This is a genomic window from Streptomyces fradiae (assembly GCF_041270065.1).
Taxonomy (GTDB): domain Bacteria; phylum Actinomycetota; class Actinomycetes; order Streptomycetales; family Streptomycetaceae; genus Streptomyces.
Window position 1 is genome coordinate 3,616,024 of record NZ_CP065958.1, and the last position, 23,188, is coordinate 3,639,211.

The following is a 23,188-nucleotide window of genomic DNA, read 5'->3' on the forward strand; positions in this document are numbered from 1 at the left end:
GCCCCGGGCAGACGTCCGGGTATGGGCTGGACGCACGACTACAGTGACACAGCACGCGACCGCCGCTCGATCGGCGGCGCCGGCGCCCCGGAACGGGGCGGTACGCAGGAGCAGGGCCGTCCGCACCCGGCGGGGGCCGTGGGGATCTCGCGCATCCTCCGCCGCCGGGCCCGCTGGATGTCGGCCCGGCTGCGCCACACCCGTACGTAGCCTCCGGACCGCCGCACGGCCCCGGGGCGGGCCCTAGAGGGCGCAGCCCTGGCTGTCGACCTGCTGGTTGGCCGAGCGGCCGCGGAGGATGTCGTCACGGATCTCGTCGACCGTCAGCGCGTAACCGGTGTTGGCGTCGTCGAGGGAACGGGCGAAGATCACGCCGTACACCTTGCCGTCGGCGGTGAGCAGCGGTCCGCCGGAGTTGCCCTGACGGACCGTCGCGTACAGCGAGTACACGTCCCTGCGCACCTCGCCTCGGTGGTAGATGTCGGGACCCTCGGCGGCGATGCGGCCGCGGACGCGGGCGGAGCGCACGTCGTAGGCGCCGTTCTCCGGGAAGCCGGCGACGATGGCGTTGTCGCCGCTGCGCGCGTCCTGGTCGGTGAACTGCAGCGGGCGGGCCTGGAGATCGGGCACGTCGAGGACGGCGATGTCGCGCTTCCAGTCGTAGAGCACGACCTTGGCGTCGTGGAGCTTGCCCTCGCCGCCTATCTGGACGGTCGGCTCGTCGACGCCGCCGACGACATGGGCGTTGGTCATGACCCGGCGCTCGGCGAAGACGAAGCCGGTGCCTTCGAGGACCTTGCCGCAGCTGGGGGCGGTGCCGACGACCTTGACGATGGAGTCCTGGGCGCGGGCGGCGACCGGGCTGCCGGCGAGCGCCGGGTCGGGCGGCAGGACCTCGGTGATGGGCTCGTTGGAGAACGGGCTGAAGACCTGCGGGAAGCCGTTCTGGGCGAGCGCCGAGGTGAAGTCGGAGAACCAGCCGGGCGCCTGATCCGGCATCACCTGGTCGACGCCGAGGAGCACCTTGGAGCCGCGGACCTCCTTGCCCAGGGTGGGCATCGCGGTGCCGGCGAGCGCGGAGCCGATGAGCCAGGCGACGAGCAGCATCGCGACCACGTTGACCAGGGCGCCGCCGGTGGCGTCCAGGACGCGGGCGGGCGTCCGGGTGATGTGCCGGCGCAGCTTGCTGCCGAGGTGGGTGGTGAAGGCCTGGCCGACGGAGGCGCTGATGATCACCACCATCACGAAGATCACCGTCGCGGTCGTCGAGACCTCGCTGTGGTCGGTCAGCTGGTTCCAGAGGGCCGGGAGCAGCAGAACGGCGACGAGACCGCCGCCGAGGAAACCGATCACCGAGAGGATGCCGACGACGAATCCCTGGCGGTAGCCGATGATCGCGAACCAGACGGCGGCGAGCAGCAGCAGAATGTCCAGCACGTTCACCGTCAGTAGCCTCGCAGATTCGTCATCGATCGCCCCGGGGCCAGCCTGTCATGACCTCCAGTCGAGCGGGACCCGCTTCGACCGGTCCCAGGGCCGCTCCCAGCCTGCGAAATGCAGGATCCGGTCGATCACCCCTGCGGTAAATCCCCAGACCAGGGCCGATTCGACGAGGAATGCGGGGCCTTCGTGGCCGAGCGGATGGACGGCCAGGGCGCGGTTGGCGGGGTCCGTGAGATCCGCCACGGGCACGGTGAAGACCCGGGCGGTCTCGGCGGGGTCGACGACCCCGACCGGGCTGGGCGTCCGCCACCAGCCGAGGACGGGCGTGACGACGAATCCGCTCACCGGGATGTAGAGCCGTGGCAGCACGCCGAAGAGCTGGACGCCGGCCGGGTCGAGGCCGGTCTCCTCTCGCGCCTCGCGCAGCGCGGCCCGCAGCAGCCCGCCGTCGGCCGGGTCGCCGTCCTCGGGGTCGAGGGCGCCGCCGGGGAAGGAGGGCTGGCCCGCGTGCGAGCGGAGGGTGCCGGAGCGCTCCATGAGGAGCAGTTCGGGGCCGCGCGCGCCCTCGCCGAAGAGGACGAGCACGGCGGACTGCCGCCCCGCGCCGTCCGCGGGCGGCAGGAAGCGGCTCAGCTGCTCCGGCTCGACCGTGCGGGCGGCGTGGTCGACCGGCGCGAGCCAGTCGGGCAGCCCCGCTCTGCTGAGCAGGCCGCCCGAGCCCTGGAGCTCTTCACCAGTGCGCGTCATAGGCACCCCCGTGTCTCATCCCGTGTTTCACAACGCGGTCGGCGTCCCGGTTCGTTCCCGGACTCAGTGCTCGGTGCTCAGGGCCCAGGGCTCCTGCCTCAGCGCTCAAGCCTCAGGGCTCAGGGCTTCGGAGTTCGCGCCCAGCGGGGGCGCGGGGAGGCCCGGGTAGTCCGGCGGCGGGTTGAGCCGCTGGCCCGGGAAGCCGCCCTTCTCGTACTTCAGCAGCTTGCGCGCCTTCTCCGGATCGGTCTCGCCCTCGCCGTACGAGGGACAGAGGTGGGTGATCGGGCAGGCGCCGCACGCGGGCTTGCGGGCGTGGCAGATGCGGCGCCCGTGGAAGATCACCCGGTGCGACAGCATCGTCCAGTCGCTCTTCGGGAAGATCGCGGCGACCTCGGCCTCGATCTTCACCGGGTCGTCGGACTCGGTCCACTTCCAGCGCCGGGCGAGGCGCATGAAGTGGGTGTCCACGGTGATGCCGGGCACTCCGAAGGCGTTGCCGAGGACGACGAAGGCCGTCTTCCGGCCGACGCCGGGCAGCTTGACCAGGTCCTCCAGACGGCCGGGCACCTCGCCGCCGAAGTCGTCCCGGAGGGCCGCGGCAAGCCCCATGATCGACTTGGTCTTGGCGCGGAAGAAGCCGGTCGGCCGGATCAGCTCCTCGACCTCCTCGGGCACGGCGGCGGCCAGGTCCTCGGGCGTCGGGTACTTCGCGAAGAGCGCGGGCGTCGTCTGGTTGACCCGCAGGTCCGTGGTCTGGGCGGAAAGGACCGTGGCGACGAGCAGCTCGAAGGGGTTCGTGAAGTCGAGCTCGGGATGCGCGTACGGATAGACCTCGGCCAGCTCCCGGTTGATCTTCCGGGCCCGCCGGACCATGGCGAGGTGCGACTCGGGCTTGGCGGCCTTCTTGGCGCCGGGCTTGCCGGCACCGGGCTTACTGGCGTCGTGCATGCCGGCGCCGGGCTTCTTGGGCGTGGCCTTCTTGGCGGCCGCCTTTGCCTCGGCCGCCGCCGGTTTGTCGGGTCCTCCGGACCCACCGCCGGGGCGATTTGTCGGTTTCGTCTGTTTCGACACTCCGTGTTCGCCCACAGCGGAATTGGCTTCGTTCCGCACTCTTCCAGCCCCCTTGGCCTGTGCTCTCACCGGCGAGTTGGACACCCGGCCAGCCTAGGGGCCGCCGCCGACATCCGCCCCGCGCGCCCCCGATCACGACCCAATCGGGCCCCTGACGTACGGAAAGGCGGTCCGGTGCGTCAAACTTGTTGTGATTGATCGCACTGAGGTCGACATAGGAGAGAACTCGTGGACGACGTTCTGCGGCGCGCCCCGCTGTTCGCGGCGCTCGACGACGAGCAGGCCGCTGAGCTGCGCGCCTCGATGAGTGAGGCGACGCTGGCCCGAGGCGACGCACTCTTCCACGAGGGCGACCCGGGCGACCGGCTCTACGTGGTCACCGAAGGCAAGGTGAAGCTGCACCGCACCTCGCCCGACGGCCGCGAGAACATGCTGGCCGTCCTCGGCCCCGGCGAGCTGATCGGCGAGCTGTCCCTGTTCGACCCGGGCCCGCGCACCGCCACGGCGACCGCGCTGACCGAGGTCAAGCTGCTCGGCCTCGGCCACGGCGACCTCCAGCCCTGGCTGAACGCCCGGCCCGAGGTGGCCAGCGCCCTGCTGCGTGCCGTCGCCCGCCGCCTGCGCAAGACCAACGACCAGATGTCCGACCTGGTCTTCTCCGACGTGCCGGGCCGGGTCGCCCGCGCGCTCCTCGACCTGTCGCGCCGCTTCGGCGTGCAGTCGGAGGAGGGCATCCACGTCGTCCACGACCTCACCCAGGAGGAGCTGGCCCAGCTGGTCGGCGCCTCCCGCGAGACGGTCAACAAGGCGCTCGCCGACTTCGCCCAGCGCGGCTGGCTGCGCCTGGAGGCCCGCGCGGTGATCCTGCTCGACGTGGAGCGCCTCGCGAAGCGCTCGCGCTGAGCACCACCCCGTACGTACGAGAAGGGGGCCTCCCGGTCGAACCGGGCGGCCCCCTTCTCGTGTCTCGTCTCGTGTCTCGTGCTCGTGTCTCGTCTCGTGTCTCGCGGATATCTCGTGGATACCGGCGCTATCTACTCGTGATCTGCTCGTGAGCAGTGATCAGCGCTTCGTGCCGTCCACGATCAGCGGGTTCGAGCCGCCGCTGCCGCACGGCACCGCGTAGACCGGGTTCTTCGCCGCGGCCTCCTTGTAGGCCTCGATGCACTGGTTCGTGAGGACCTTGTCGGTCAGCGAGTCGTTGAGGATCTTGTTGGCGCGGGCGATGCCCTCCGCCTCGATACGGCGCCGGTCGGCCTCCGCCTTGGCCGTACGGGAGGCCTCAAGGGCCCGCTCGGTGGCCTGCTGCTGCTGGATCTTGCGGTCGATCTGGTCCTGCAGGGCCTGCGAGGGCTTCACATTGCGCAGGTTCACGGTGGTGACGTCGATGCCGCGCGGGGCGAGCCGCTCCTTGATGAGGCGGGCGATCTCCGCGTTGATCTTCTCGCGGTCGGAGGCGTAGCCCTGCTCGCTCGAGTAGCGGGCGAAGACGTTGCGGACGATCTCGCGGCTGTCCGGGTAGACCAGGCGCTGCTGGATGGCGTCCTCGCTGCCGGCCAGCTTGTAGAGCTCGACCGCCTTGGACGGGTGGACCGCCCACTTCACGGTGACCTCGGCGTACATCACGCCGCCCTGCGAGGAGCGGACCTCGACCACGTCCTTGTCGGAGAGGTTGAGGTCGACGGGCCGGGTGGAGAAGGTCGTGACGTTGGTGAACGGCGACTTCATGTGCATGCCGGAGGTCATCGGCGTACCGACCTTGCCGAACGCGACCGGGACGCCGACCTCGTACGCGCTGATCACGTACGTCATGCTCGCGATCAGCGAGAACAGGCCGGCGAGCAGGGCGCCGACGGCGCCGAGCTTCAGGCCGCGGGTGTCGTTCACGCGGCCGACGATGTAGAGCACCACCGCCGTGATGACCAGCAGGATGGCTATGACGAACACGGGCTTCCCCCCGAGAGCTACGGCCAGATGTAAGCGGAGCGTAAGACACTCGGGGAGGCCCAAAGGTTCCGGGGGCGGGGCCAAGGGGCGGGGGCCAAGGGGCCGGGGCTGGTGCCGAGGGGCCCGGGGGCATGCGGACGGACCGAAGCCCGGGTGCGTCCCCGCCCCGTGCCTCAGCTCAGGCCGCGCTCCCGCAGATAGTCCAGCTGCGCCCGTACGGAGAGCTCGGCGGCCGGCCACAGGGAGCGGTCGACGTCCGCGTAGACGTGGGCCACGACCTCCGGGGCGGTCCGCAGGCCGCTCTCGACGGCCGCCTCGACCTGGGCGAGCCGGTTCGCGCGGTGGGCGAGGTAGAACTCCACGGCCCCCTGAGCGTCCTCCAGGACCGGCCCGTGCCCGGGCAGGACGGTGTGCACCCCGTCGTCGACGGTGAGCGAGCGCAGCCGCCGCAGGGAGTCCAGGTACTCGCCGAGCCGCCCGTCCGGGTGGGCCACGATCGTCGTGCCCCGGCCCAGGATCGTGTCGCCGGTCAGCACGGCCCGGTCGGCCGGGAGGTGGAAGGAGAGCGAGTCGGAGGTGTGGCCGGGGGTGGCCACGACCCGGAGTTCCAGGCCGCCCGTGGTGATCACGTCGCCCTCCCCGAGACCCTCGTCGCCGAGCCGGAGCGCCGGGTCGAGCGCCCGCACCTTGGTGCGGGTCAGCTCGGCGAAGCGCGCCGCGCCCTCGGCGTGGTCGGGGTGCCCGTGGGTGAGCAGGGTGAGGCCGATCCGCTTGCCGAGCTTCTCGGCGGTGGCGACGACGTTGCGCAGGTGTCCCTCGTCGAGCGGCCCGGGATCGATGACGACGGCGAGGTCAGAGTCCGGTTCGGCGACGATCCAGGTGTTGGTGCCGTCCAGGGTCATCGCGGACGGGTTCGGCGCGAGGACGTTGACGGCGCGGGCTGTCGCGGGCCCGGAGACGACGGCGCCGCGCGGCTGCCCGGGGAGGGTGTGGGCGTGGCTCATATCGACGGCCCTCCTTCCCGACCGGTGGCTCCGTCCGCGGCGCCGCCCCCGGCGGTGGGGATGTGCTTCGTGAATTCATCGTGCCCCGGCCAGCTCAGGATCACCTCGTCGCCCTCCAGGCGCGCCTGCGCGAGGACCGGGGTCATGTCCTGGTCGGCCGCCGCGGCCAGGGCGCCGGCGGCGCTCCCGTACGGTTCGAGGGCACGGAGGGTCGAGATGGTCGGCGGCATCATCGTGAGCTCGCCCCGGTCGTAACCGGCGGCGGCGTCCGCCGGGCGGATCCACACGGTCCGGTCGGCCTCGGTGGAGGCGTTCCGGGTGCGCTGGCCGGCCGGGAGGGCGGCGACGAAGAACCAGGTGTCGTAGCGCCGTGGCTCGAACTCGGGGGTGATCCAGCGCGCCCAGGCGCCGAGCAGGTCCGAGCGCAGCACCAGCCCGCGCCGGTCGAGGAAGTCGGCGAAGGACAGCTCGCGGGCGACCAGCGCCGCCCGGTCCTTCTCCCAGTCCTCGCCGGTCGTGTCGCCGACAACTGTGTCCGGCGTCTCCCCGGCGAGCAGGACGCCCGCTTCCTCGTACGTCTCGCGCACGGCGGCGCAGACCACGGCCTGCGCCTGCGCGGCGTCCGGGAGGCCGAGGCGGGCCGCCCACTCCTCGCGGGCGGGGCCGGCCCAGCGCACCGGGTGCTCGTCGCGCGGGTCGACGCCGCCGCCGGGGTAGGCGTACGCGCCGCCCGCGAAGGCCATGGAGGCGCGCCGGCGCAGCATGTGGACCAGCGGGCCGTCGGCGCCGTCCTTCAGGAGCAGCACGGTGGCGGCCCGCCGGGGCGTCGCGGGGACCAGCTCACCGGCGGCGAGGGCACGGATGCGGTCGGGCCACTCCGCCGGGTACCACTGCCCGTTCGACTGACCGTTCGTCTGACCATTCGACATGGCCGGATGCTATGCGCAAGCATCGGAATGCACGAGAGCCGATCCCCTCCAGGTGGGAGGGAACCGGCTCGGGTGTCGGCCACGCGGGCGACGCGTGCGGCTTGGCTACGGGCCTCAGGCCGACTCGAGCTCCACCTGGACCTCGACCTCGACGGGGGCGTCCAGCGGGAGGACCGTGACGCCGACGGCGCTGCGGGCGTGCACGCCCTTGTCGCCGAGGACGGCGCCGAGCAGCTCGCTGGCGCCGTTGATGACGCCGGGCTGGCCGGTGAAGTCGGGGGCGGAGGCGACGAAGCCGACCACCTTCACGACCCGCTTGATCCGGTCCAGGTCACCGGCGACCGACTTCACGGCCGCGAGCGCGTTGAGCGCGCAGGTGGCGGCGAGCTCCTTGGCCTCCTCGGCCGTGACCTCGGCGCCGACCTTGCCGGTCACCGGGAGCTTGCCGGCCACCATCGGGAGCTGGCCCGAGGTGTAGACGTACACGCCGGACTGCACGGCCGGCTGGTAGGCCGCGATCGGCGGGACGACCTCGGGCAGCGTCAGGCCCAGCTCTGCGATCTTCGCCTCGACGGCTCCGGCCCCGCTCACGAGGTCTTCTCCCGCTTCAGGTAGGCCACGAGCTGCTCGGGGTTGTTCGGGCCGGGCACGACCTGGACGAGCTCCCAGCCGTCCTCGCCCCAGGTGTCAAGAATCTGCTTCGTCGCGTGCACCAGCAGCGGCACAGTCGCGTACTCCCACTTGGTCATGAGCCGACTGTAGCCGCTGCGCGGGGGCGGTCCGCCGAGCCGGCCCCCGGGAAGACCCCTAGGTGATCGGGGGGCGTGTTCGGGGGGCGCGTCCGGGGCGACCCTCTGATTGGGGCGGGCCGCCAGTGGTTAGGCTCGAAGACGTGAGCAGGCTCCAGGTCGTCAGCGGCAAGGGCGGTACCGGTAAGACGACGGTGGCCGCGGCACTCGCGCTCGCCCTCGCCACGGAGGGCAAGCGGACCCTCCTGGTCGAGGTGGAGGGCAGACAGGGCATCGCACAGCTCTTCGAGACGGAGGCGTTGCCGTACGAGGAGCGCAAGATCGCCGTCGCGCCGGGCGGCGGCGAGGTGTTCGCGCTGGCCATCGACGCCGAGCGGGCCCTCCTCGACTACCTCCAGATGTTCTACAAACTGGGCAGCGCGGGCCGGGCGCTGAAGAAGCTGGGCGCGATCGACTTCGCGACGACGATAGCGCCGGGCGTGCGGGACGTGCTGCTCACCGGGAAGGCCTGCGAGGCGGTCCGCCGCCGCGAGAAGGCCGGCGGCTTCACGTACGACTACGTGGTGATGGACGCGCCGCCGACCGGCCGGATCACCCGCTTCCTCAACGTCAACGACGAGGTGGCGGGCCTGGCGAGGATCGGCCCGATACACAATCAGGCCCAGGCGATCATGCGCTTCCTGAAGTCCCCGGACACCGCGGTGCACCTCGTGACGCTCCTGGAGGAGATGCCGGTCCAGGAGACCGCCGACGGCATCGCGGAGCTGCGCGCCGCCGAACTGCCGGTGGGCCGCGTGGTGGTGAACATGGTCCGCCCGCACGTCCTCGACGAGGCGGCGGTACGGGCCGCCTCCGGCGCCCACCGCGACGCCATCGCCGGCACGTTGGCGTCCGTCGGCGTCAAGGGCGGCACCAGGCTGGTCGAGCCGCTCCTGGAGCAGGCCGCCGAGCACGCCCAGCGGGTGGAGCTGGAGCGGGCGCAGCGGGAGACCCTGGACGGCATCGGCGTCCCGTCGTACGAACTGCCCTTCCTGGGGGACGGGGCGGACATCGCCGGCCTGTACCGGCTGGCGAAGGAGCTGCGCAGACAAGGGGTGGGCGCGTGACGCAGAGCACGCAGGCCAGGCAGAGCACGCAAGGCAGGCAGAGCACGCAGGGCAGGCAAGGCACGGCGAAGCAGTCGCCGAAGGCTGCCGCGGGCACGGACAGGAACGCGGGCACGGCCACGTCCGCGGGCGCGGCCGCGAAGGGCGCCGAGAGCGCGAAGGGCGCCGGGACAGACGGGGCTCCGGCGGTTGCGGCCGGTCTGGACAGCGTGTCCGTCCTGGACCTGGATCCGCTGATCGACGATCCGGCGACGCGCATCATCGTGTGCTGCGGCGCGGGCGGGGTCGGCAAGACGACGACGGCGGCGGCGCTGGGCGTGCGGGCGGCGGAGCGCGGCCGGCGGGTCGTGGTGCTCACCATCGACCCGGCGCGGCGGCTGGCCCAGTCGATGGGCATCGACTCACTGGACAACGTGCCGCGCAAGGTGGACGGCATCAAGGGCTGCGACGGCGGCGAACTGCACGCCATGATGCTCGACATGAAGCGGACCTTCGACGAGATCGTCGAAGCGCACGCGGACGCCGACCGGGCCCGGGCGATCCTGGAGAACCCCTTCTACCAGTCCCTGTCGGCCGGTTTCGCCGGTACGCAGGAGTACATGGCGATGGAGAAGCTGGGCCAGCTCCGGGCCAAGGACGAGTGGGACCTGATCGTGGTCGACACGCCGCCGTCGCGGTCGGCGCTCGACTTCCTGGACGCGCCGAAGCGGCTCGGTTCCTTCCTCGACGGCACGTTCATCAAGCTGCTGATGGCGCCGGCGAAGGTGGGCGGCCGGGCGGGGATGAAGTTCCTCAACGTCGGCATGTCGATGATGACGGGGACGCTGGGGAAGCTGCTCGGGGGTCAGTTCCTGAAGGACGTGCAGACCTTCGTGGCGGCGATGGACACGATGTTCGGCGGTTTCCGGACCCGCGCGGACGCCACGTACCGACTGCTCCAGGCTCCGGGCACGGCCTTCCTCGTGGTCGCCACCCCGGAGCGGGACGCGCTGCGCGAGGCGGCGTACTTCGTGGAGCGGCTGGCCGCGGAGGAGATGCCGCTCGCGGGGATCGTCCTCAACCGGGTCCATGGCAGCGGCGCCGCCCGGCTGTCGGCAGAGCGGGCGCGGGCCGCCGCAGAAAATCTTGACGAGGGGCGCATTGTGGATCAGAGCGCCGGGAAACCTAGTGGGCGTGGCTCCCGGGCCACCTCTCCCGAGTCTTCCGAGTCTCCCGAGCCGTCAGATCACGCTGCGCACCCCAGCGCAGAGCTTGCCGCACACCTCGCCACCGCCGCCGCTGTCACCACCAGCACCACGGGCACTACCGGCACCACCCGCACCGCAGGATCCACAGGTTCCGAGTCCGAGGCTGCCCCCACAGCCGGAGCGGACCCGGATGTACAGCGACTGACCGCAGGACTGCTCCGTCTCCATGCCGAGCGGATGCAGGTGCTCGCACGTGAGCAACGCACGCGCGACCGCTTCACCGCGCTCCACCCCGAGGTGGCGGTCGCCGAAGTGGCCGCCCTGCCCGGCGATGTGCACGACCTCGACGGGCTGCGGGCCATCGGTGAGCGCCTGGCGGTCGGCCGTATGCCCTGACGGGCACGCCGACCGGCACCGCGGCCGGCCCGGTCGCCCGATCGCACCGCCGGTGCATCACCGGGCGGCAGGCTCTCCAGGCCCTCGGGCCCAGGCCTGCGAAGCCACTCGGCGGGCCTGCGAGGCCGGCGCCCGTCAAACCCGGCGGCCCAGCCAACCCGGCGGCCCAGCCGCCTAGCTGCCTAGCCCACCGCCGCGTACGTCTCGTACGTCGCGTCGTCGTCCATCGCCACGGGCAGCAGGCCCGCTCCCCGCTCGTACTCGGTGCGCGCGGTCTCCAGGAGCCGGCGCCACGAGGTGACGGTCGGCCGGCGGCGCAGCAGTGCGCGCCTTTCGCGCTCCGTCATGCCGCCCCACACGCCGAATTCCACGCGGTTGTCGAGGGCGTCGGCGAGGCACTCGGTCCGCACCGGACATCCGGTGCACACCGCCTTCGCCCTGTTCTGCGCCGCGCCCTGCACGAAAAGTTCATCCGGATCGGTAGTGCGGCAGGCCGCCTGCGCACTCCAGTCAGCTACCCAGCCCATACCGGCGCCGTCCTCTCCCGAATCGAGGCTCCCCCACGGCGGTAGCGGCATATTCACCGCTGCCAGTTGGGACGTTACGGAAGGTGGGGACAGCGCAACACCCCCTTCGGGCCCAATCTTGAATGGCCCGAACGGACTATGCGTGCCCGGCAGATCACCCAGGGGAGTGACGCCAGGACATAACAGCCATACCGGACATGAGCCGGATTCAGGCATGAAGTCACCGCGCTTCGGGGACGCGGGAATTCCTGCCGATGTCACGCACTGGTCTTGCGCGGATCTCGCACGGGTCGGGCACGGGGCGTGCACGGGTCTTGATGCGGGACCGCACTGCTGTGACAGTTGTGAGCAGCTTAGGCCAAGGCATATACGTGTGTCCGGCGAATGAGAACGTAGGCTGCCCCCATGGCAAAGAAGCGCTCGGGCGGAGGTCTGACCGGGACCCAGCAGGCCGCCAAGTTCCTCGGGGTCAGTGTGCTCTCCGGAGCCGTGCTGGCAGGCATCGCCCTGCCCGCGGCCGGAGCACTGGGGCTGGCGGCCAAGGGCACGGTCGAAGGGTTCGACGAAATCCCGTCCAACCTGAAGACACCGCCACTGAGTCAGCGCACCACGATCCTCGACTCAGAGGGCGGCCACATCGCCACCGTGTACTCGCGCGACCGGCAGGTCGTGCCGATCGACAAGATCTCGCCGTACATGCAGAAGGCGATCGTCGCCATCGAGGACTCGCGGTTCTACGAGCACGGCGCGATCGACCTCAAGGGCGTGCTGCGCGCCATCAACCGCAACGCGCAGTCGGGCGGCGTCGCGCAGGGCGCGTCCACGCTCACCCAGCAGTATGTGAAGAACGTCTTCGTCGAGGAGGCCGGTGACGACCCCGAGAAGGTCGCCCAGGCCACCCAGCAGACGATGGGCCGCAAGGTCCGCGAGCTGAAGTTCGCGATCCAGGTCGAGGAGGAGCTCGGCAAGAAGAAGATCCTGGAGAACTACCTCAACATCACGTTCTTCGGGCAGCAGGCGTACGGCATCGAGGCCGCCTCGCAGCGCTACTTCTCCAAGCACGCCGCCGACCTGACCCTCGCCGAGTCCGCCATGATGGCCGGCCTTGTGCAGTCGCCGAGCCGCTACGACCCGGTCAACGACCTCCAGGAGGCGACCAAGCGGCGCAACACCGTCCTCCAGCGCATGGCCGACGTCAAGGACATCAGCCAGGCGGAGGCCGACAAGGCGAAGGCCACGCCGATCAAGCTGAAGGTGAAGTCGCCCAAGAACGGCTGTATCACCGCCGTCGACGGCTCCGGCTTCTTCTGCGACTACGTCCGCAAGACGATCCTCAGCGACCCGGTCTTCGGCAAGACGGTCGAGGAGCGCCAGAAGCTGTGGAACCTGGGCGGTCTCACCATCAAGACCACCCTCTCGCCGCGCGCCCAGGAGGCGGCGAACGAGGCCGCCATCGCCAAGGTCGACAAGGACGACCCGGTCGCCGCCGCGGTGGTCCAGGTCCAGCCCGGCACCGGCAAGATCCTCTCGATGGGTCAGTCCCGCCCGTACGGCCTCGACCAGAAGCTGCACCAGACGACCCTCAACCTCTCCGTCGGCAAGAAGATGGGCGGCACCACCTACGGCTTCCAGGTCGGTTCGACCTTCAAGCCGATCACGGCCGCCGCCGCGCTGGAGAAGGGCCTCAGCCCCGCGCAGAGCTTCGACGACCCGACGGAGATCACCCTCTCGGAGCGGGACTACACCCGCTGCGACGGAAAGCCGTCCGGCTACGCCAACTGGAAGGTCGGCAACGAGCTCAAGTCGGAAAAGGGCATGTACGACATGACCAGTGCCCTCGGCAAGTCCATCAACACGTACTTCGCCCGGCTCGAGCAGATGGCCGGCCTCTGCGAGACGCTGACGATGGCGAAGAAGGTCGGCTACGAGCGCGAGCTGGGCAAGCCCATCGTGCAGAGCCCGTCCGCGACCCTGGGCGCAGTCGAGAGCACCCCGCTCGACATGGCCTCGGTCTACGCGACCTTCGCCAACCGCGGCACGTACTGCACCCCGATCGCCATCGAGTCGATCACGACGGCGAACGGCCAGAAGCTCAAGGTCCCGCAGACCGAGTGCTCCAAGGCGATGAGCGACCGCACCGCCGACATGGTCAACCAGATGCTGAAGGGCGTCGTCGAGGACGGCACCGGCACCAAGGCCGGTCTGAGCGACCGCGACAACGCGGGCAAGACGGGTACGACCAACGACCGCAAGGACGCCTGGTTCGTCGGCTACACGCCGAACCTGTCCACGGCGGTGTGGGTCGGCGACGACATCGGCGAGAAGAAGTCGATGTACGACATCACCATCGGCGGCCAGTACTACGACAAGGTCTGCGGTGGCTGCCTCCCCGGCCCGATCTGGCGGATCGCGATGACCGGCGCCCTGAACGCCGGCGAGACCCCCTCCTTCGTCCCGATCAACATCCCGCGCGGCGCGCAGCCGGGCGACAAGGACAAGGACAAGCCGAAGCCCGGCGACGACAACAAGCCGGGCGGCGGCCCGAACCCGGGCACCACCCTCCCGGGCGGGATCGTCCTCCCGCCGGACCTGATCGGCGGCACCAGCGGCAAGCCCGGCCACGGCCGCGGCGGGAACTAGTCCTGCCACAGGAACACGAACAGGAACAGCAACAGCAACAGCAACGAAGGCGCCCCTCCCGATCCGTTCGGGAGGGGCGCCTTCTCGTGTACGGGGATCAGCCCGCGAGCAGCTTCTTCACGGCGGCGGCCACGCGGCCGCCCTCCGCCTGCCCGGCGACCTTCGGGTTCACGATCTTCATCACGGCGCCCATCGCGCGCGGCCCCTCGGCGCCCGCGGCCTTCGCCTCCGCGACGGCGGCGGCCACGACGGCCTCCAGCTCCTCGTCGCTCAGCTGCTTCGGCAGGTACGCGTCGAGGACCTCGCCCTCGGCCAGCTCACGCGCGGCGGACTCGGCGCGACCGCCCTGGGTGAAGGCGTCGGCGGCCTCGCGGCGCTTCTTCGCCTCCTTGGCGATCACCTTCTGCACCTCGTCCTCGGAGAGCTCGCGCTTGGTCTTGCCCGCGACCTCCTCCTTGTTGATCGCGGCGATGGTCATCCGCAGGGTCGAGGAGCGCAGCTCGTCGCGTCCCTTGATCGCGGCGGTGAGGTCGTCCTGAAGCTTGGCCTTGAGCGTGGTCATGGGGTCAAGTGTGGCAGGTGCCGGGCCTCGACCGCCCGCGCATTTCGGCTCATCGGGTCTGCGACGATAAGGGGATGCGCGCACGGTACGGGATCCCCCTGAAGATCACGGCAGGCCTCACGGCGACGGCGGCGGCCGGCCTCGTCTACGCGGCGGGCTTCGAGGCCCGCTCCTTCCGACTGCGCCGGGTGACCATCCCGGTGCTCCCCCGGGGCATGCGCGACCTGCGGGTCCTCCAGGTCTCCGACATCCACATGGTCAGTGGCCAGCGCAAGAAGCGCGCCTGGCTCCAGTCGCTCGCCGGGCTGCGTCCCGACTTCGTCGTGAACACCGGCGACAACCTCTCCGACACCGAGGCGGTGCCGGAGGTGCTCGACGCGCTGGGTCCGCTGATGGAGTTCCCCGGTGTGTACGTCTTCGGCTCCAACGACTACTACGGGCCGCGGCTGCGGAACCCCGCGCTCTATCTGAAGGAGAAGGTGCAGGGCAAGCACGGCCTGAACGGCAACCCGCCGGTGGTCGGCGCCGTCCACAACCCCTGGGAGGGCCTGCGGGACGCGTTCGACGCGGCGGGCTGGGTGAACCTCACCAACACCCGCGGCCGGCTCAAGCTGCCCGACCTGGACCTCGCCTTCACCGGCGTCGACGACCCGCACATCAAGCGGGACCGGTACGAGCGGGTGGCCGGCGGCCCCGTCCAGGACGCCGACTTCTCGATGGGCGTCTTCCACGCCCCGTACCTGCGGGCCCTGGACGCCTTCACGGCCGACGGCTACGACCTGCTCCTGGCCGGCCACACGCACGGCGGACAGCTGTGCGTCCCCTTCTACGGCGCCCTGGTCACCAACTGCGACCTCGACACCGACCGTGTGAAGGGCCTGTCCACCCACACGGCCGGCGGCCACACCTCCTACCTGCACGTCTCGGCCGGCTGCGGCACCAACCGCTACACCCCGGTCCGCTTCGCCTGCCCGCCCGAGGCGACGCTGCTCACCGTGACCGCCCGCGTGTAGCCGTACGTGTAGCCGTACGGTGCCCCCATGCCGTACGTGACCTCACTCCTCCGCGGGCTGATCGCCCTTGCCGCCGCGACGGGCATCGTGATCGAGTGCGTCGAGGGCAGCCCCCTCGTCGTCTTCTCCTTCTTCACCATCTGGTCGAACACCGCGGTCGCCGCCGTCCTCGGCCTGGGCGCCGTACGGGCCTGGCGGCGCCTGCCGCCGCCGGCCCCGCTGTGGACGGGCGGGGTGCTGCTCTGCATCTCGGTGGTCGGCCTCGTCTTCCACCTGGTCCTGGACAACCCGGCGAGCCCCTTCAACCAGGCCGCCGAGATCGCCCGCCTCACCGGCCCCCGGGCGGTCGCCAACCAGCTCCTCCACACGGTGACCCCGCTCGGCGTCCTCCTCGACTGGCTGCTCCTCACCCCGCCGGGCGCCCTCCGCTGGCGCCACGCCGCCCAGTGGCTCGCCGCCCCCGGCGCCTACCTGCTCTTCGCCCTGACCCGCGGCGCCCTGCTCCCCCCGGACACCCCGACCCGCTACACGTACCCCTTCCTCGACGTCACCGCCCACGGCTACGCCGGCGTCCTCACCAACGCCCTGGTGCTCGCCCTGGCCTTCTACGCCCTGGGCCTCGCCCTGGTCACGGCAGACCGCTTCCGACCTGCGGTGGCGGGCCGCGTAAACCGGATTTCGTCTCTGGGCGCGGGTGGGCTAAAGTAAGCGATGTCGCCGCGACGGAGAAAGACCAGAGCAGCGACATCGGGGTGTAGCGCAGCTTGGCAGCGCGCTTCGTTCGGGACGAAGAGGTCGTGGGTTCAAATCCCGCCACCCCGACAGCCGTAAGACCAGGTCAGGGGCCTGATCCGAGACATCGGATCAGGCCCCTGAGTGGTTTTCTGGGCACCCTTGGGAGCCGTTTGGAGCCGACTTCAGGATCCGGCTCCCGGAGCGGGTCCGACGCCGTCGGCAGCGGGGCCTGCGCTCGGCATCGGGGGCCTTCCGCCGAGCCCGCTCCACCGCCACGTAGAGCGCGACCGATTTCTGCGTTCCCCTCCCCCGGGAGGAATCCGGGAGAAGATCCCGATCGGCTTTCTGCCAGAGGGGACCAGTGCACATGACCGACCAGCACAACCGGACCTGCGGGCGACCGACCCGTTCGGGGAGTCCCTGCAAGATCCGGATATCGGGGTCGGACGTGGCGTGCGGCACGCATGCCACGGAGCAGGACGAGGCCGTGGCCGAGGCTCATCGGCGTGGGTGGAACGAAGCTACAAGTCCGGAAGCGAGAGCAGCGCAAGCTTCTCCAAGTCCCGGATCGACGCTCTCGTAGTTCGTCACGCCCCACCGCCAGGACCCGACCGGCACGTAACCGCGCCTGCGATACCAGCCCACCAGGTCCGCCGCCTGGGCCGACGTATCGATCACCACCTGCGAGGAACCGAGCGCGCCGATACGTTCCTCCGCCAGATCGAGCAGCCGCTGCCCGAGCCCCGTCCCCCGGTACTCCGGATCCACTGCCAGCTGCCAAAATGCCCCAGCCCCCGCCGGAGCCGGATACCCCTCGGGCACCCCGTACGGGGCCGCCACCGTCACGGTGCCCACCAGCTCGCCCGCCCGCGGAGCGAGCCAGCACTCGCCCTTGCGCAGCCTGTAGGCCGTGTCCTCCACCGACTGATACGAGGCAAAGAAGACTCGGCCTTCGGCAGTATGAGCGGAAGAGGCACGGTGAAGCAGACGCGTCAACTGCGCAACGGAGTCGCCCTCGGCGAACGGCCGCACCACGACCGGTTCACGGCTGCCAAGCCGTATCGACCTGCGCGCTGATGATCCGTCCACGCGATCAAGTATCGGCCGGAGAAGGACGTGCCGCCTGGCCCCGGGTGGTCAGGTCGGTCACGATCCGCAGGACGGCGCCTGGGTGTTGGTGCCGAGCTGGATGAGGGCCGGGGCGGGGGCGCAGCAGCCGCCGCCGTCGGACTGGTTGTCGGTGTCGGGCTGGTCGAAGAGGCCGGATCCGCCGCAGACTCCGGTTTCGGGCAGGACGAGTTCGACGCGTTCGGCGGACTCGTGGTCGCCGGCGATGGAGGCGACCACGGAGCGGACCTGCTCGTAGCCGGTGAGGGCGAGGAAGGTCGGGGCGCGGCCGTAGGACTTCATGCCGACGAGGTAGACGTCTTCCTCCGGGTGGGAGAGCTCCTTCACGCCGTGCGGGTAGACGGTGCCGCAGGAGTGCTGGTTGGGGTCGATCAGCGGAGCGAGTTCGACCGGGGCCTGAAGGCGCTCGTCCAGGCCGAGGCGCAGCTCGTCGAGGAAGGACAGGTCGGGGCGGAAGCCGGTGAGGACGATGACCTCGTCGACCGTTTCGAGCCGTCGGCCGTCCTCGGCCACCAGCACGAGCTGGTCGCCGTCGCGCTCGATCGCCTCCGTACGGAAGCCGGTGACGGCGTCGGCGTGGCCCTCGTCGACGGCGGCCTTGGCGGCAAGCCCGAGGGCGCCGCGGGCGGGCAGCTGGTCGGCGGTGCCGCCGCCGAAGGTGGAGCCGGAGATGCCACGGCGCAGGATCCATACCGCCTTGGTCCCCTCGCCGTCCTCGGCCCGGGCCAGGTCCGCGAGCGAGGTGAGCGCGTTGAACGCGGAGGCGCCGGAGCCGATCACTGCGGTGCGCTTGCCCGCGAAACGGGAGCGGACGACCGGGTCCTTGAGGTCGGGGACGCGGTAGGTGACGCGGTCGGCGGCGGCCTTCTCGCCCAGGGCAGGCAGGCCGGAGGCGCCGGCCGGGCTCGGGGTGGACCAGGTGCCGGAGGCGTCGATCACGGCACGGGCGAAAAGTCGCTCTTCGCGTCCGTCGGCGTGGGCGACGTGGACGACGAAGGGCTGGGTCTCCCGGTCGGCGTCGACGATCCGGTCGCGGCCGGAGCGGGAGACGCCGGTGACCGTGGCGCCGAAGCGGACCTTGTCGCCGAGGACGTCGGCCAGCGGCTGGAGGTACTTCTCCGCCCAGTCGCCGCCGGTCGGGTACGTCTTCGCGTCGGGCTTCACCCAGCCGGTGGGGGCCAGGAGCTTCTCGGCGGCCTGGTCTGTGATCTCGCCCCAGGTGGAGAACAGCCGGACGTGCGACCACTCGCGCACCGCCGCGCCGGCGACCGGCCCGGCCTCCAGGACCAGCGGTTCGAGTCCGCGCTCGACGAGGTGGGCGGCTGCGGCCAGGCCGGCAGGCCCGGCGCCGATCACGAGGACAGGCAGCTGGTCGGTGACGGTGGCGTTCACGACGTTCCCCTCTCTATTTCGACATCTGTCGATGTATTGCTCGGCCAGCATGACACCTGAATTGACATGCGTCAACATAGACATTCATCGAAGTTGCCTGGTAACCCCGCCTCCGTCTGCTGGTTCGACATGTGTCAACATAGACACATGTCGAATAGCACCGAGTTCCCGCTGATCCAGCCTGAGGCCGCCGCCCCTTGCTGCCCGCCGCTGAACGAGCGCCCGCTGACCTCCGAGGAGGCCGAGCGGACCGCGAAGATGTTCGACGCGCTGGGCAACCCGATCCGCCTGCGCCTGTTCTCGGCGGTCGCCTCCCACGAGGGCGGCGAGGCGTGCGTGTGCGACATCTCCGACGTGGGCGTGTCGGGGCCGACCGTGTCGCACCACCTGAAGAAGCTGAAGGAGGCCGGCCTGCTCTCCTCCGAGCGACGCGGCACCTGGGTGCACTACCGGGTCGAGCCGGCCGTACTCGCGGCGATGGGGCAGCTGCTCACCAAGGCAGCCGCCGCGTGACCGCCTCCACCGCGGCCGTCGTACCCCTCGCGGCGGAGCACGCCGAGCAGGTCCTGGCGATCTACCAGGCCGGGATCGACGAGGGCAACGCCACTTTCGAGACCGCCGCTCCCACCTGGGAGCGGTTCGACGCCGCCAGACTGCCCGGGCACCGCTTCGCCGCCGTCGACGAGACCGGCCGTGTGCACGGCTGGGTCGCCGCGAGCAAGGTCTCCGAGCGGGCCGCGTACGCGGGTGTGGTCGAGCACTCCGTCTACGTACACCCCGACGCGCGCGGGCGGGGCGTCGCCGCGTCCCTGCTCAAGGCGCTGATCGACTCGACGGAGGCGGCCGGGATCTGGACGATCCAGTCCGGAATCTTCCCCGAGAACGCCGCCAGCCTCGCCGTCCACCAGCGGGCCGGCTTCCGGATCATCGGCACCCGCGAACGCATCGCACTGCACCACGGCCGCTGGCGCGACACCGTGCTCATCGAACGCCGCAGCCCTCACATCGCCTGACGCCACGGCGCCGCCTGATTCGATGTATGTCAACATAGGGGAATGCCGAACTCCCCCAGGCTTCCATTGCCCCGGGTCGAGGCCGAGCTCTCCGCCACGCCCCTGAACGAGCGCCCCCTGACCGCAGACGAGGCCGAGCGGACCGCGAAGGCGTTCCACGTCCTCGCCCATCCGATCCGCCTCCAGCTCCTGTCCACGATCGCCTCGTTCGAGGAGGGGCAGCCGTGCGTCTGCGCCATCTCCGACGTGGGCGTGTCGGGTCCGACCGTGTCGCACCACCTGAAGAAGCTCAAGGAGGCCGGCCTGCTCTCCTCCGAGCGACGCGGCACCTGGGTCTACTACCGCTTCGAACCCGCCGTGCTCGCCGCCATGGGCCGCCTGCTGATCAAGGCCGCCTCGGAATGACCGCGCCGGCCGCGCCCGCCGGAAGGAGCGGGACGGCCGGGAGCGCACGGCACCGCGACTACCGCCGCGTGGGCACGTGGGCCGGGGCGGCGAACTTCCTGCGCCAGGCCAGCGACACGTAGACGAGCGCGACCAGGACGGGGACCTCGATGAGCGGGCCGACGACGCCGGACAGGGCCTGACCGCTGGTGACGCCGAAGGTGGCGATGGCGACGGCGATGGCGAGCTCGAAGTTGTTGCCGGCGGCGGTGAAGGCGAGGGTGGCGGTGCGGTCGTAGTGCAGGCCGATCGCCTTGCCGAGGGCGAAGGTGCCGAACCACATCACGGCGAAGTACACGAGGAGCGGAAGCGCAATGCGGGCCACGTCGAGGGGCTGCGAGGTGATCGTCTTCCCCTGTAGAGCGAAGAGGATGACGATCGTGAACAGCAGCCCGTACAGGGCCCAGGGGCCGATCTTCGGCAGGAACTTCACCTCGTAGGACTCCCGGCCGAGCCTCTTCTCGCCGATGCGGCGGGTGAGGAAGCCGGCGAGCAGCGGGATGCCGAGGAAGATGACGACGTTGAGGGCGATCTTCCACATGGAGATGTCGAGGGTCTCGCCCTCGCCGAGGCCCAGCCACCCGGGCAGGATGTCGAGGTAGAACCAGCCCAGCAGGCCGAAGGCCAGGACCTGGAAGACGCTGTTGAGGGCGACGAGGACGGCGGCGGCCTCGCGGTCTCCGCAGGCGAGGTCGTTCCAGATGATCACCATGGCGATGCAGCGGGCGAGGCCCACGATGATCAGGCCGGTGCGGTACTCGGGCAGGTCCGCCAGGAAGATCCAGGCAAGGGCGAACATGACCGCGGGGCCGAGGACCCAGTTGATCACCAGCGACGAGACCATCAGCTTGCGGTCGCCGGTGACGGTGTCGAGCTTGTCGTAGCGGACCTTCGCGAGCACCGGATACATCATGATCAGCAGGCCGACCGCGATCGGCAGCGAGACACCGCCGACCTCGACCTTCGCCAGAGCATCGTTCAGCCCCGGGATCAGCCGGCCGAGCCCCAGGCCGAGCGCCATGGCGAGCAGGATCCAGACGGCGAGGAAGCGGTCGAGCGTCGACAGCTTCGCGACCACCGACTGTTCTTCGGCAGCGGTCACGGGAGCGGGTGGAGTCACGGACAGGCCCTCTTGTTCTCGGCGGCGTTACGGGCGGACTCGGCCAGCTCGGCCAACTGGCCGGCGAGCTGCTCGATGACGTCCGGCTTGAGCCGGTAGTACGTGAACCGGCCGCAGGGCTCGGTCTCGACGACCCCGGCCTCGCGCAGGACTCTCAGGTGGTTGGAGAGGTTGGTCTGCTTGGCACCGGTCTCCTCCACGAGGTGGGTGGTGCACAGCGTCTCGCGGGCTAGCAGGGTCACGATCCGGAGGCGCAGGGGGTCGCCCAGCACCCGAATCAGATCAGTGTCGACTGACGTCATCATGGACTGATACTCTCACATCAGTCGACACTGACACCAGTTCGTACTGACATCTTGGGCTGACTTATGGCCGTCGAAGGAGGCCCCTGCCATGACCGCCTCCTCGCAGCCGGCCGCCTGCGGCCATCACGGCCCGGCCGGACCGTTACCCGACCTGCCGGACACCGGCGTCGCCGTGCGTCCGCAGCGGCCTCGACACCCGCGTCACCGCACTGCCATGCCACCGGCCTCGGCACGTGATCCCTTGCACGACCGCACCAAAGGAACGCCCTCATGCCTGCCTCGCTCGCCTCCGTCCTGTTCGTCTGCGTCCACAACGCCGGCCGTTCCCAGATGGCCGCCGGATTCCTCTCCGACCGCGCCGGCGACCGCATCGAGGTCCGCTCCGCGGGCTCCCTCCCCGCCGATCAGATCAACCCGGCCGCCGTGGAAGCCATGGCCGAACTCGGCATCGACATCGCCGGCCAGGCCCCCAAGATCCTCACCACCGAGGCCGTCCAGGCGTCCGACTACGTCATCACCATGGGCTGCGGCGACGCCTGCCCGATCTTCCCCGGCAAGAAGTACCTCAACTGGGAGCTGGAAGACCCCGACGGCAAGAGCGTCGAGGCCGTCCGTCCCATCCGCGACGAGATCAGGACCCGCATCGAGTCCCTGATCGCCGAGATCGACGCCACGCAGGAGGCATGACCCCGTGACCGACACCCCCGCCGCCACCGACGACGTCCGCGAGGTCATCGTCATAGGCTCCGGCCCCGCCGGATACACCGCCGCGCTCTACACGGCCCGCGCCCAGCTCAAGCCGCTGCTCTTCGGCAGCTCGATCTTCGTCGGCGGCTCGCTCACCACGACCACCGAGGTCGAGAACTTCCCCGGCTTCCCGACCGGCATCGACGGCCCCGACCTCATGGACAACATGCGGGCCCAGGCCGAGAAGTTCGGCGCCGAGATGATCGACGACGACATCGTCGAGGTGGACCTCACCGGCGACATCAAGCGGCTGACCGACTCCGCCGGCACCGTCCACCGCGCGAAGACCGTGATCATCGCCACCGGCTCCGGCTACCGCAAGCTCGGCCTCCCCAAGGAGGACGAACTGTCCGGCCGCGGGGTGTCCTGGTGCGCCACCTGCGACGGGTTCTTCTTCCGCGACCGCGACATCGTCGTGGTCGGCGGCGGCGACACCGCCATGGAGGAAGCCACCTTCCTCACCCGCTTCGCCCGCTCCGTCACCGTCGTCCACCGCCGCTCCACCCTGCGCGCCTCCCAGGTCATGCAGAACCGCGCGTTCGCCGACGACAAGATCTCCTTCGCCTTCGACAGCGAGATCGCCGAACTCAAGGAAGAGAACGGCATGCTCGCCGGCGTCGTCCTCCGCGATGTCATCACCGGCAAGACCCGCGACCTCGACGCCACCGGCCTGTTCATCGCCATCGGCCACGACCCGCGCACCGAACTCTTCACCAGCCAGATCGACCTCGACAGCGAGGGCTACATCAAGGTGGAGTCCCCCTCGACGCGCACGAACCTCCCCGGCGTCTTCGCCGCCGGCGACGTCGTCGACCACACCTACCGCCAGGCCATCACCGCCGCCGCCAGCGGCTGCCAGGCCGCCCTCGACACCGAACGCCACCTGGCGGCGCTGGCGCACACCGGCCGGTGACGATCCGGACCGAACGTCATTCGGGACGCAGAGGTCGTGGGTTCAAATCCCGCCACCCCGACAGCCG

The 23,188-nt window shown here is 70.6% G+C and carries 26 protein-coding genes and 1 tRNA gene; 13 read left to right on the plus strand and 14 right to left on the minus strand.

The window, feature by feature from the left end; all coding sequences use genetic code 11:
- Window positions 1-21 precede the first annotated feature (21 nt).
- Window positions 22-210: a hypothetical protein gene (locus tag JAO84_RS16260; RefSeq protein ID WP_265865240.1), complete on the plus strand. Its 189-nt coding sequence runs from the start codon at window positions 22-24 to the stop codon at window positions 208-210.
- Window positions 211-243: 33 nt separating this feature from the next.
- Here the strand turns inward: JAO84_RS16260 and JAO84_RS16265 are convergent, their stop codons facing one another.
- From JAO84_RS16265 to nth, 3 genes are all read right to left on the minus strand, one after another.
- Window positions 244-1,443: a MarP family serine protease gene (locus JAO84_RS16265; RefSeq protein WP_265865239.1), complete on the minus strand. Its 1,200-nt coding sequence runs from the start codon at window positions 1,441-1,443 to the stop codon at window positions 244-246.
- A gap of 48 nt (window positions 1,444-1,491) precedes the next feature.
- Window positions 1,492-2,190 carry a CoA pyrophosphatase gene (locus tag JAO84_RS16270; RefSeq protein ID WP_370413545.1) on the minus strand — a complete coding sequence of 233 codons (699 nt, stop codon included), beginning with the start codon at window positions 2,188-2,190 and terminating at the stop codon, window positions 1,492-1,494.
- Window positions 2,191-2,295: 105 nt separating this feature from the next.
- Entirely contained in the window at window positions 2,296-3,348 is a 1,053-nt protein-coding gene (gene nth / locus JAO84_RS16275) for an endonuclease III (RefSeq protein WP_370413546.1), read from the minus strand.
- Window positions 3,349-3,492: 144 nt separating this feature from the next.
- Here nth and JAO84_RS16280 point away from each other — a divergent pair, with 144 nt between their 5' ends.
- A complete protein-coding gene (locus tag JAO84_RS16280) occupies window positions 3,493-4,167 on the plus strand; it encodes a Crp/Fnr family transcriptional regulator (protein ID WP_046910193.1) in 675 nt (224 codons plus the stop codon).
- A 159-nt stretch (window positions 4,168-4,326) separates the two neighbouring features.
- On the opposite strand, the gene JAO84_RS16285 is transcribed toward JAO84_RS16280, so the two are convergent.
- The 5 genes from JAO84_RS16285 to JAO84_RS16305 form a co-directional block, all read right to left on the minus strand.
- Window positions 4,327-5,211 carry a prohibitin family protein gene (locus JAO84_RS16285; RefSeq protein ID WP_265865236.1) on the minus strand — a complete coding sequence of 295 codons (885 nt, stop codon included), beginning with the start codon at window positions 5,209-5,211 and terminating at the stop codon, window positions 4,327-4,329.
- Window positions 5,212-5,384: 173 nt separating this feature from the next.
- Complete coding sequence (locus JAO84_RS16290; RefSeq protein WP_370413547.1) at window positions 5,385-6,215, minus strand: MBL fold metallo-hydrolase; 831 nt, start codon at window positions 6,213-6,215, stop codon at window positions 5,385-5,387.
- Window positions 6,212-7,144 carry an NUDIX hydrolase gene (locus tag JAO84_RS16295; RefSeq protein ID WP_370413548.1) on the minus strand — a complete coding sequence of 311 codons (933 nt, stop codon included), beginning with the start codon at window positions 7,142-7,144 and terminating at the stop codon, window positions 6,212-6,214. Before JAO84_RS16295 ends, JAO84_RS16290 begins: the two co-directional genes overlap by 4 nt.
- Window positions 7,145-7,258: 114 nt before the next feature.
- The gene (locus JAO84_RS16300) at window positions 7,259-7,735 is read right to left on the minus strand and encodes a RidA family protein (protein ID WP_265865233.1); all 477 of its coding nucleotides are present in this window, start codon (window positions 7,733-7,735) and stop codon (window positions 7,259-7,261) included.
- Window positions 7,732-7,893: a DUF4177 domain-containing protein gene (locus tag JAO84_RS16305; protein WP_137988514.1), complete on the minus strand. Its 162-nt coding sequence runs from the start codon at window positions 7,891-7,893 to the stop codon at window positions 7,732-7,734. Before JAO84_RS16305 ends, JAO84_RS16300 begins: the two co-directional genes overlap by 4 nt.
- A gap of 143 nt (window positions 7,894-8,036) precedes the next feature.
- On the opposite strand from JAO84_RS16305, the gene JAO84_RS16310 reads away from it, so the two are divergent.
- Entirely contained in the window at window positions 8,037-8,999 is a 963-nt protein-coding gene (locus JAO84_RS16310) for an ArsA-related P-loop ATPase (RefSeq protein ID WP_265865232.1), read from the plus strand.
- 200 nt (window positions 9,000-9,199) lie between these two features.
- Entirely contained in the window at window positions 9,200-10,582 is a 1,383-nt protein-coding gene (locus JAO84_RS16315; RefSeq protein ID WP_370416777.1) for an ArsA family ATPase, read from the plus strand.
- A 182-nt stretch (window positions 10,583-10,764) separates the two neighbouring features.
- On the opposite strand, the gene JAO84_RS16320 is transcribed toward JAO84_RS16315, so the two are convergent.
- Window positions 10,765-11,109 carry a WhiB family transcriptional regulator gene (locus JAO84_RS16320; protein WP_046910200.1) on the minus strand — a complete coding sequence of 115 codons (345 nt, stop codon included), beginning with the start codon at window positions 11,107-11,109 and terminating at the stop codon, window positions 10,765-10,767.
- 405 nt (window positions 11,110-11,514) lie between these two features.
- Here JAO84_RS16320 and JAO84_RS16325 point away from each other — a divergent pair, with 405 nt between their 5' ends.
- Window positions 11,515-13,749, plus strand: coding sequence for a transglycosylase domain-containing protein (locus JAO84_RS16325; RefSeq protein WP_370413549.1), 2,235 nt, complete (start codon window positions 11,515-11,517; stop codon window positions 13,747-13,749).
- Window positions 13,750-13,846: 97 nt separating this feature from the next.
- On the opposite strand, the gene JAO84_RS16330 is transcribed toward JAO84_RS16325, so the two are convergent.
- Window positions 13,847-14,311 carry a GatB/YqeY domain-containing protein gene (locus JAO84_RS16330; RefSeq protein ID WP_265865229.1) on the minus strand — a complete coding sequence of 155 codons (465 nt, stop codon included), beginning with the start codon at window positions 14,309-14,311 and terminating at the stop codon, window positions 13,847-13,849.
- 74 nt (window positions 14,312-14,385) lie between these two features.
- Between JAO84_RS16330 and JAO84_RS16335 the strand changes: the two genes are divergently transcribed.
- The 3 genes from JAO84_RS16335 to JAO84_RS16345 all read left to right on the plus strand — a co-directional run bounded on the left by JAO84_RS16335 (window position 14,386) and on the right by JAO84_RS16345 (window position 16,146).
- Window positions 14,386-15,324, plus strand: coding sequence for a metallophosphoesterase (locus JAO84_RS16335; RefSeq protein WP_370413550.1), 939 nt, complete (start codon window positions 14,386-14,388; stop codon window positions 15,322-15,324).
- 27 nt (window positions 15,325-15,351) lie between these two features.
- Window positions 15,352-16,032: a Pr6Pr family membrane protein gene (locus JAO84_RS16340; RefSeq protein ID WP_370413551.1), complete on the plus strand. Its 681-nt coding sequence runs from the start codon at window positions 15,352-15,354 to the stop codon at window positions 16,030-16,032.
- 40 nt (window positions 16,033-16,072) lie between these two features.
- Window positions 16,073-16,146: transfer RNA gene (locus tag JAO84_RS16345), tRNA-Pro, on the plus strand.
- Window positions 16,147-16,557: 411 nt separating this feature from the next.
- Here the strand turns inward: JAO84_RS16345 and JAO84_RS16350 are convergent.
- Together JAO84_RS16350 and JAO84_RS16355 are read right to left on the minus strand one after the other, a co-directional pair.
- Window positions 16,558-17,148 (minus strand): GNAT family N-acetyltransferase, encoded by a 591-nt coding sequence (locus tag JAO84_RS16350; RefSeq protein ID WP_370413552.1) that lies wholly within the window; start codon window positions 17,146-17,148, stop codon window positions 16,558-16,560.
- A gap of 57 nt (window positions 17,149-17,205) precedes the next feature.
- Complete coding sequence (locus JAO84_RS16355) at window positions 17,206-18,579, minus strand: NAD(P)-binding domain-containing protein (protein ID WP_265865393.1); 1,374 nt, start codon at window positions 18,577-18,579, stop codon at window positions 17,206-17,208.
- Window positions 18,580-18,726: 147 nt separating this feature from the next.
- Between JAO84_RS16355 and JAO84_RS16360 the strand changes: the two genes are divergently transcribed.
- The 3 genes from JAO84_RS16360 to JAO84_RS16370 are packed head-to-tail and all read left to right on the plus strand — an operon-like array spanning window position 18,727 to window position 19,997.
- On the plus strand, window positions 18,727-19,092 hold the full coding sequence (locus JAO84_RS16360) for a helix-turn-helix transcriptional regulator (protein WP_265865226.1): 366 nt from the start codon (window positions 18,727-18,729) through the stop codon (window positions 19,090-19,092).
- Entirely contained in the window at window positions 19,089-19,592 is a 504-nt protein-coding gene (locus JAO84_RS16365) for an N-acetyltransferase family protein (RefSeq protein WP_370413553.1), read from the plus strand. The genes JAO84_RS16360 and JAO84_RS16365 overlap by 4 nt, the downstream gene beginning before the upstream one ends.
- Window positions 19,593-19,634: 42 nt before the next feature.
- Window positions 19,635-19,997: an ArsR/SmtB family transcription factor gene (locus JAO84_RS16370; RefSeq protein WP_370413554.1), complete on the plus strand. Its 363-nt coding sequence runs from the start codon at window positions 19,635-19,637 to the stop codon at window positions 19,995-19,997.
- A 58-nt stretch (window positions 19,998-20,055) separates the two neighbouring features.
- Here JAO84_RS16370 and arsB read toward each other — a convergent pair whose 3' ends face one another.
- Complete coding sequence (gene arsB / locus JAO84_RS16375) at window positions 20,056-21,162, minus strand: ACR3 family arsenite efflux transporter (RefSeq protein ID WP_370416778.1); 1,107 nt, start codon at window positions 21,160-21,162, stop codon at window positions 20,056-20,058.
- On the minus strand, window positions 21,153-21,461 hold the full coding sequence (locus JAO84_RS16380; protein ID WP_265865222.1) for a helix-turn-helix transcriptional regulator: 309 nt from the start codon (window positions 21,459-21,461) through the stop codon (window positions 21,153-21,155). The genes arsB and JAO84_RS16380 overlap by 10 nt, the downstream gene beginning before the upstream one ends.
- A 270-nt stretch (window positions 21,462-21,731) precedes the next feature.
- On the opposite strand from JAO84_RS16380, the gene JAO84_RS16385 reads away from it, so the two are divergent.
- Both JAO84_RS16385 and trxB read left to right on the plus strand, forming a co-directional pair.
- Window positions 21,732-22,148, plus strand: coding sequence for an arsenate reductase ArsC (locus JAO84_RS16385; RefSeq protein ID WP_370413555.1), 417 nt, complete (start codon window positions 21,732-21,734; stop codon window positions 22,146-22,148).
- Between the two features lie 4 nt (window positions 22,149-22,152).
- Window positions 22,153-23,121, plus strand: coding sequence for a thioredoxin-disulfide reductase (gene trxB, locus JAO84_RS16390; protein ID WP_370413556.1), 969 nt, complete (start codon window positions 22,153-22,155; stop codon window positions 23,119-23,121).
- The last annotated feature ends 67 nt before the right edge of the window (window positions 23,122-23,188 follow it).

Bases quoted from the DNA above. Each gene is read 5' to 3' on its own strand.
- JAO84_RS16340 (WP_370413551.1), top strand. From the start codon at position 15,352: ATGCCGTACGTGACCTCACTCCTCCGCGGGCTGATCGCCCTTGCCGCC.
- JAO84_RS16295 (WP_370413548.1), bottom strand. From the start codon at position 7,144: ATGTCGAATGGTCAGACGAACGGTCAGTCGAACGGGCAGTGGTACCCG.
- JAO84_RS16260 (WP_265865240.1), top strand. From the start codon at position 22: ATGGGCTGGACGCACGACTACAGTGACACAGCACGCGACCGCCGCTCG.
- JAO84_RS16305 (WP_137988514.1), bottom strand. From the start codon at position 7,893: ATGACCAAGTGGGAGTACGCGACTGTGCCGCTGCTGGTGCACGCGACG.
- JAO84_RS16370 (WP_370413554.1), top strand. From the start codon at position 19,635: ATGCCGAACTCCCCCAGGCTTCCATTGCCCCGGGTCGAGGCCGAGCTC.
- JAO84_RS16380 (WP_265865222.1), bottom strand. From the start codon at position 21,461: ATGATGACGTCAGTCGACACTGATCTGATTCGGGTGCTGGGCGACCCC.
- JAO84_RS16335 (WP_370413550.1), top strand. From the start codon at position 14,386: ATGCGCGCACGGTACGGGATCCCCCTGAAGATCACGGCAGGCCTCACG.
- JAO84_RS16360 (WP_265865226.1), top strand. From the start codon at position 18,727: ATGTCGAATAGCACCGAGTTCCCGCTGATCCAGCCTGAGGCCGCCGCC.
- JAO84_RS16290 (WP_370413547.1), bottom strand. From the start codon at position 6,215: ATGAGCCACGCCCACACCCTCCCCGGGCAGCCGCGCGGCGCCGTCGTC.
- JAO84_RS16325 (WP_370413549.1), top strand. From the start codon at position 11,515: ATGGCAAAGAAGCGCTCGGGCGGAGGTCTGACCGGGACCCAGCAGGCC.
- JAO84_RS16330 (WP_265865229.1), bottom strand. From the start codon at position 14,311: ATGACCACGCTCAAGGCCAAGCTTCAGGACGACCTCACCGCCGCGATC.
- JAO84_RS16320 (WP_046910200.1), bottom strand. From the start codon at position 11,109: ATGGGCTGGGTAGCTGACTGGAGTGCGCAGGCGGCCTGCCGCACTACC.
- JAO84_RS16270 (WP_370413545.1), bottom strand. From the start codon at position 2,190: ATGACGCGCACTGGTGAAGAGCTCCAGGGCTCGGGCGGCCTGCTCAGC.
- JAO84_RS16385 (WP_370413555.1), top strand. From the start codon at position 21,732: ATGCCTGCCTCGCTCGCCTCCGTCCTGTTCGTCTGCGTCCACAACGCC.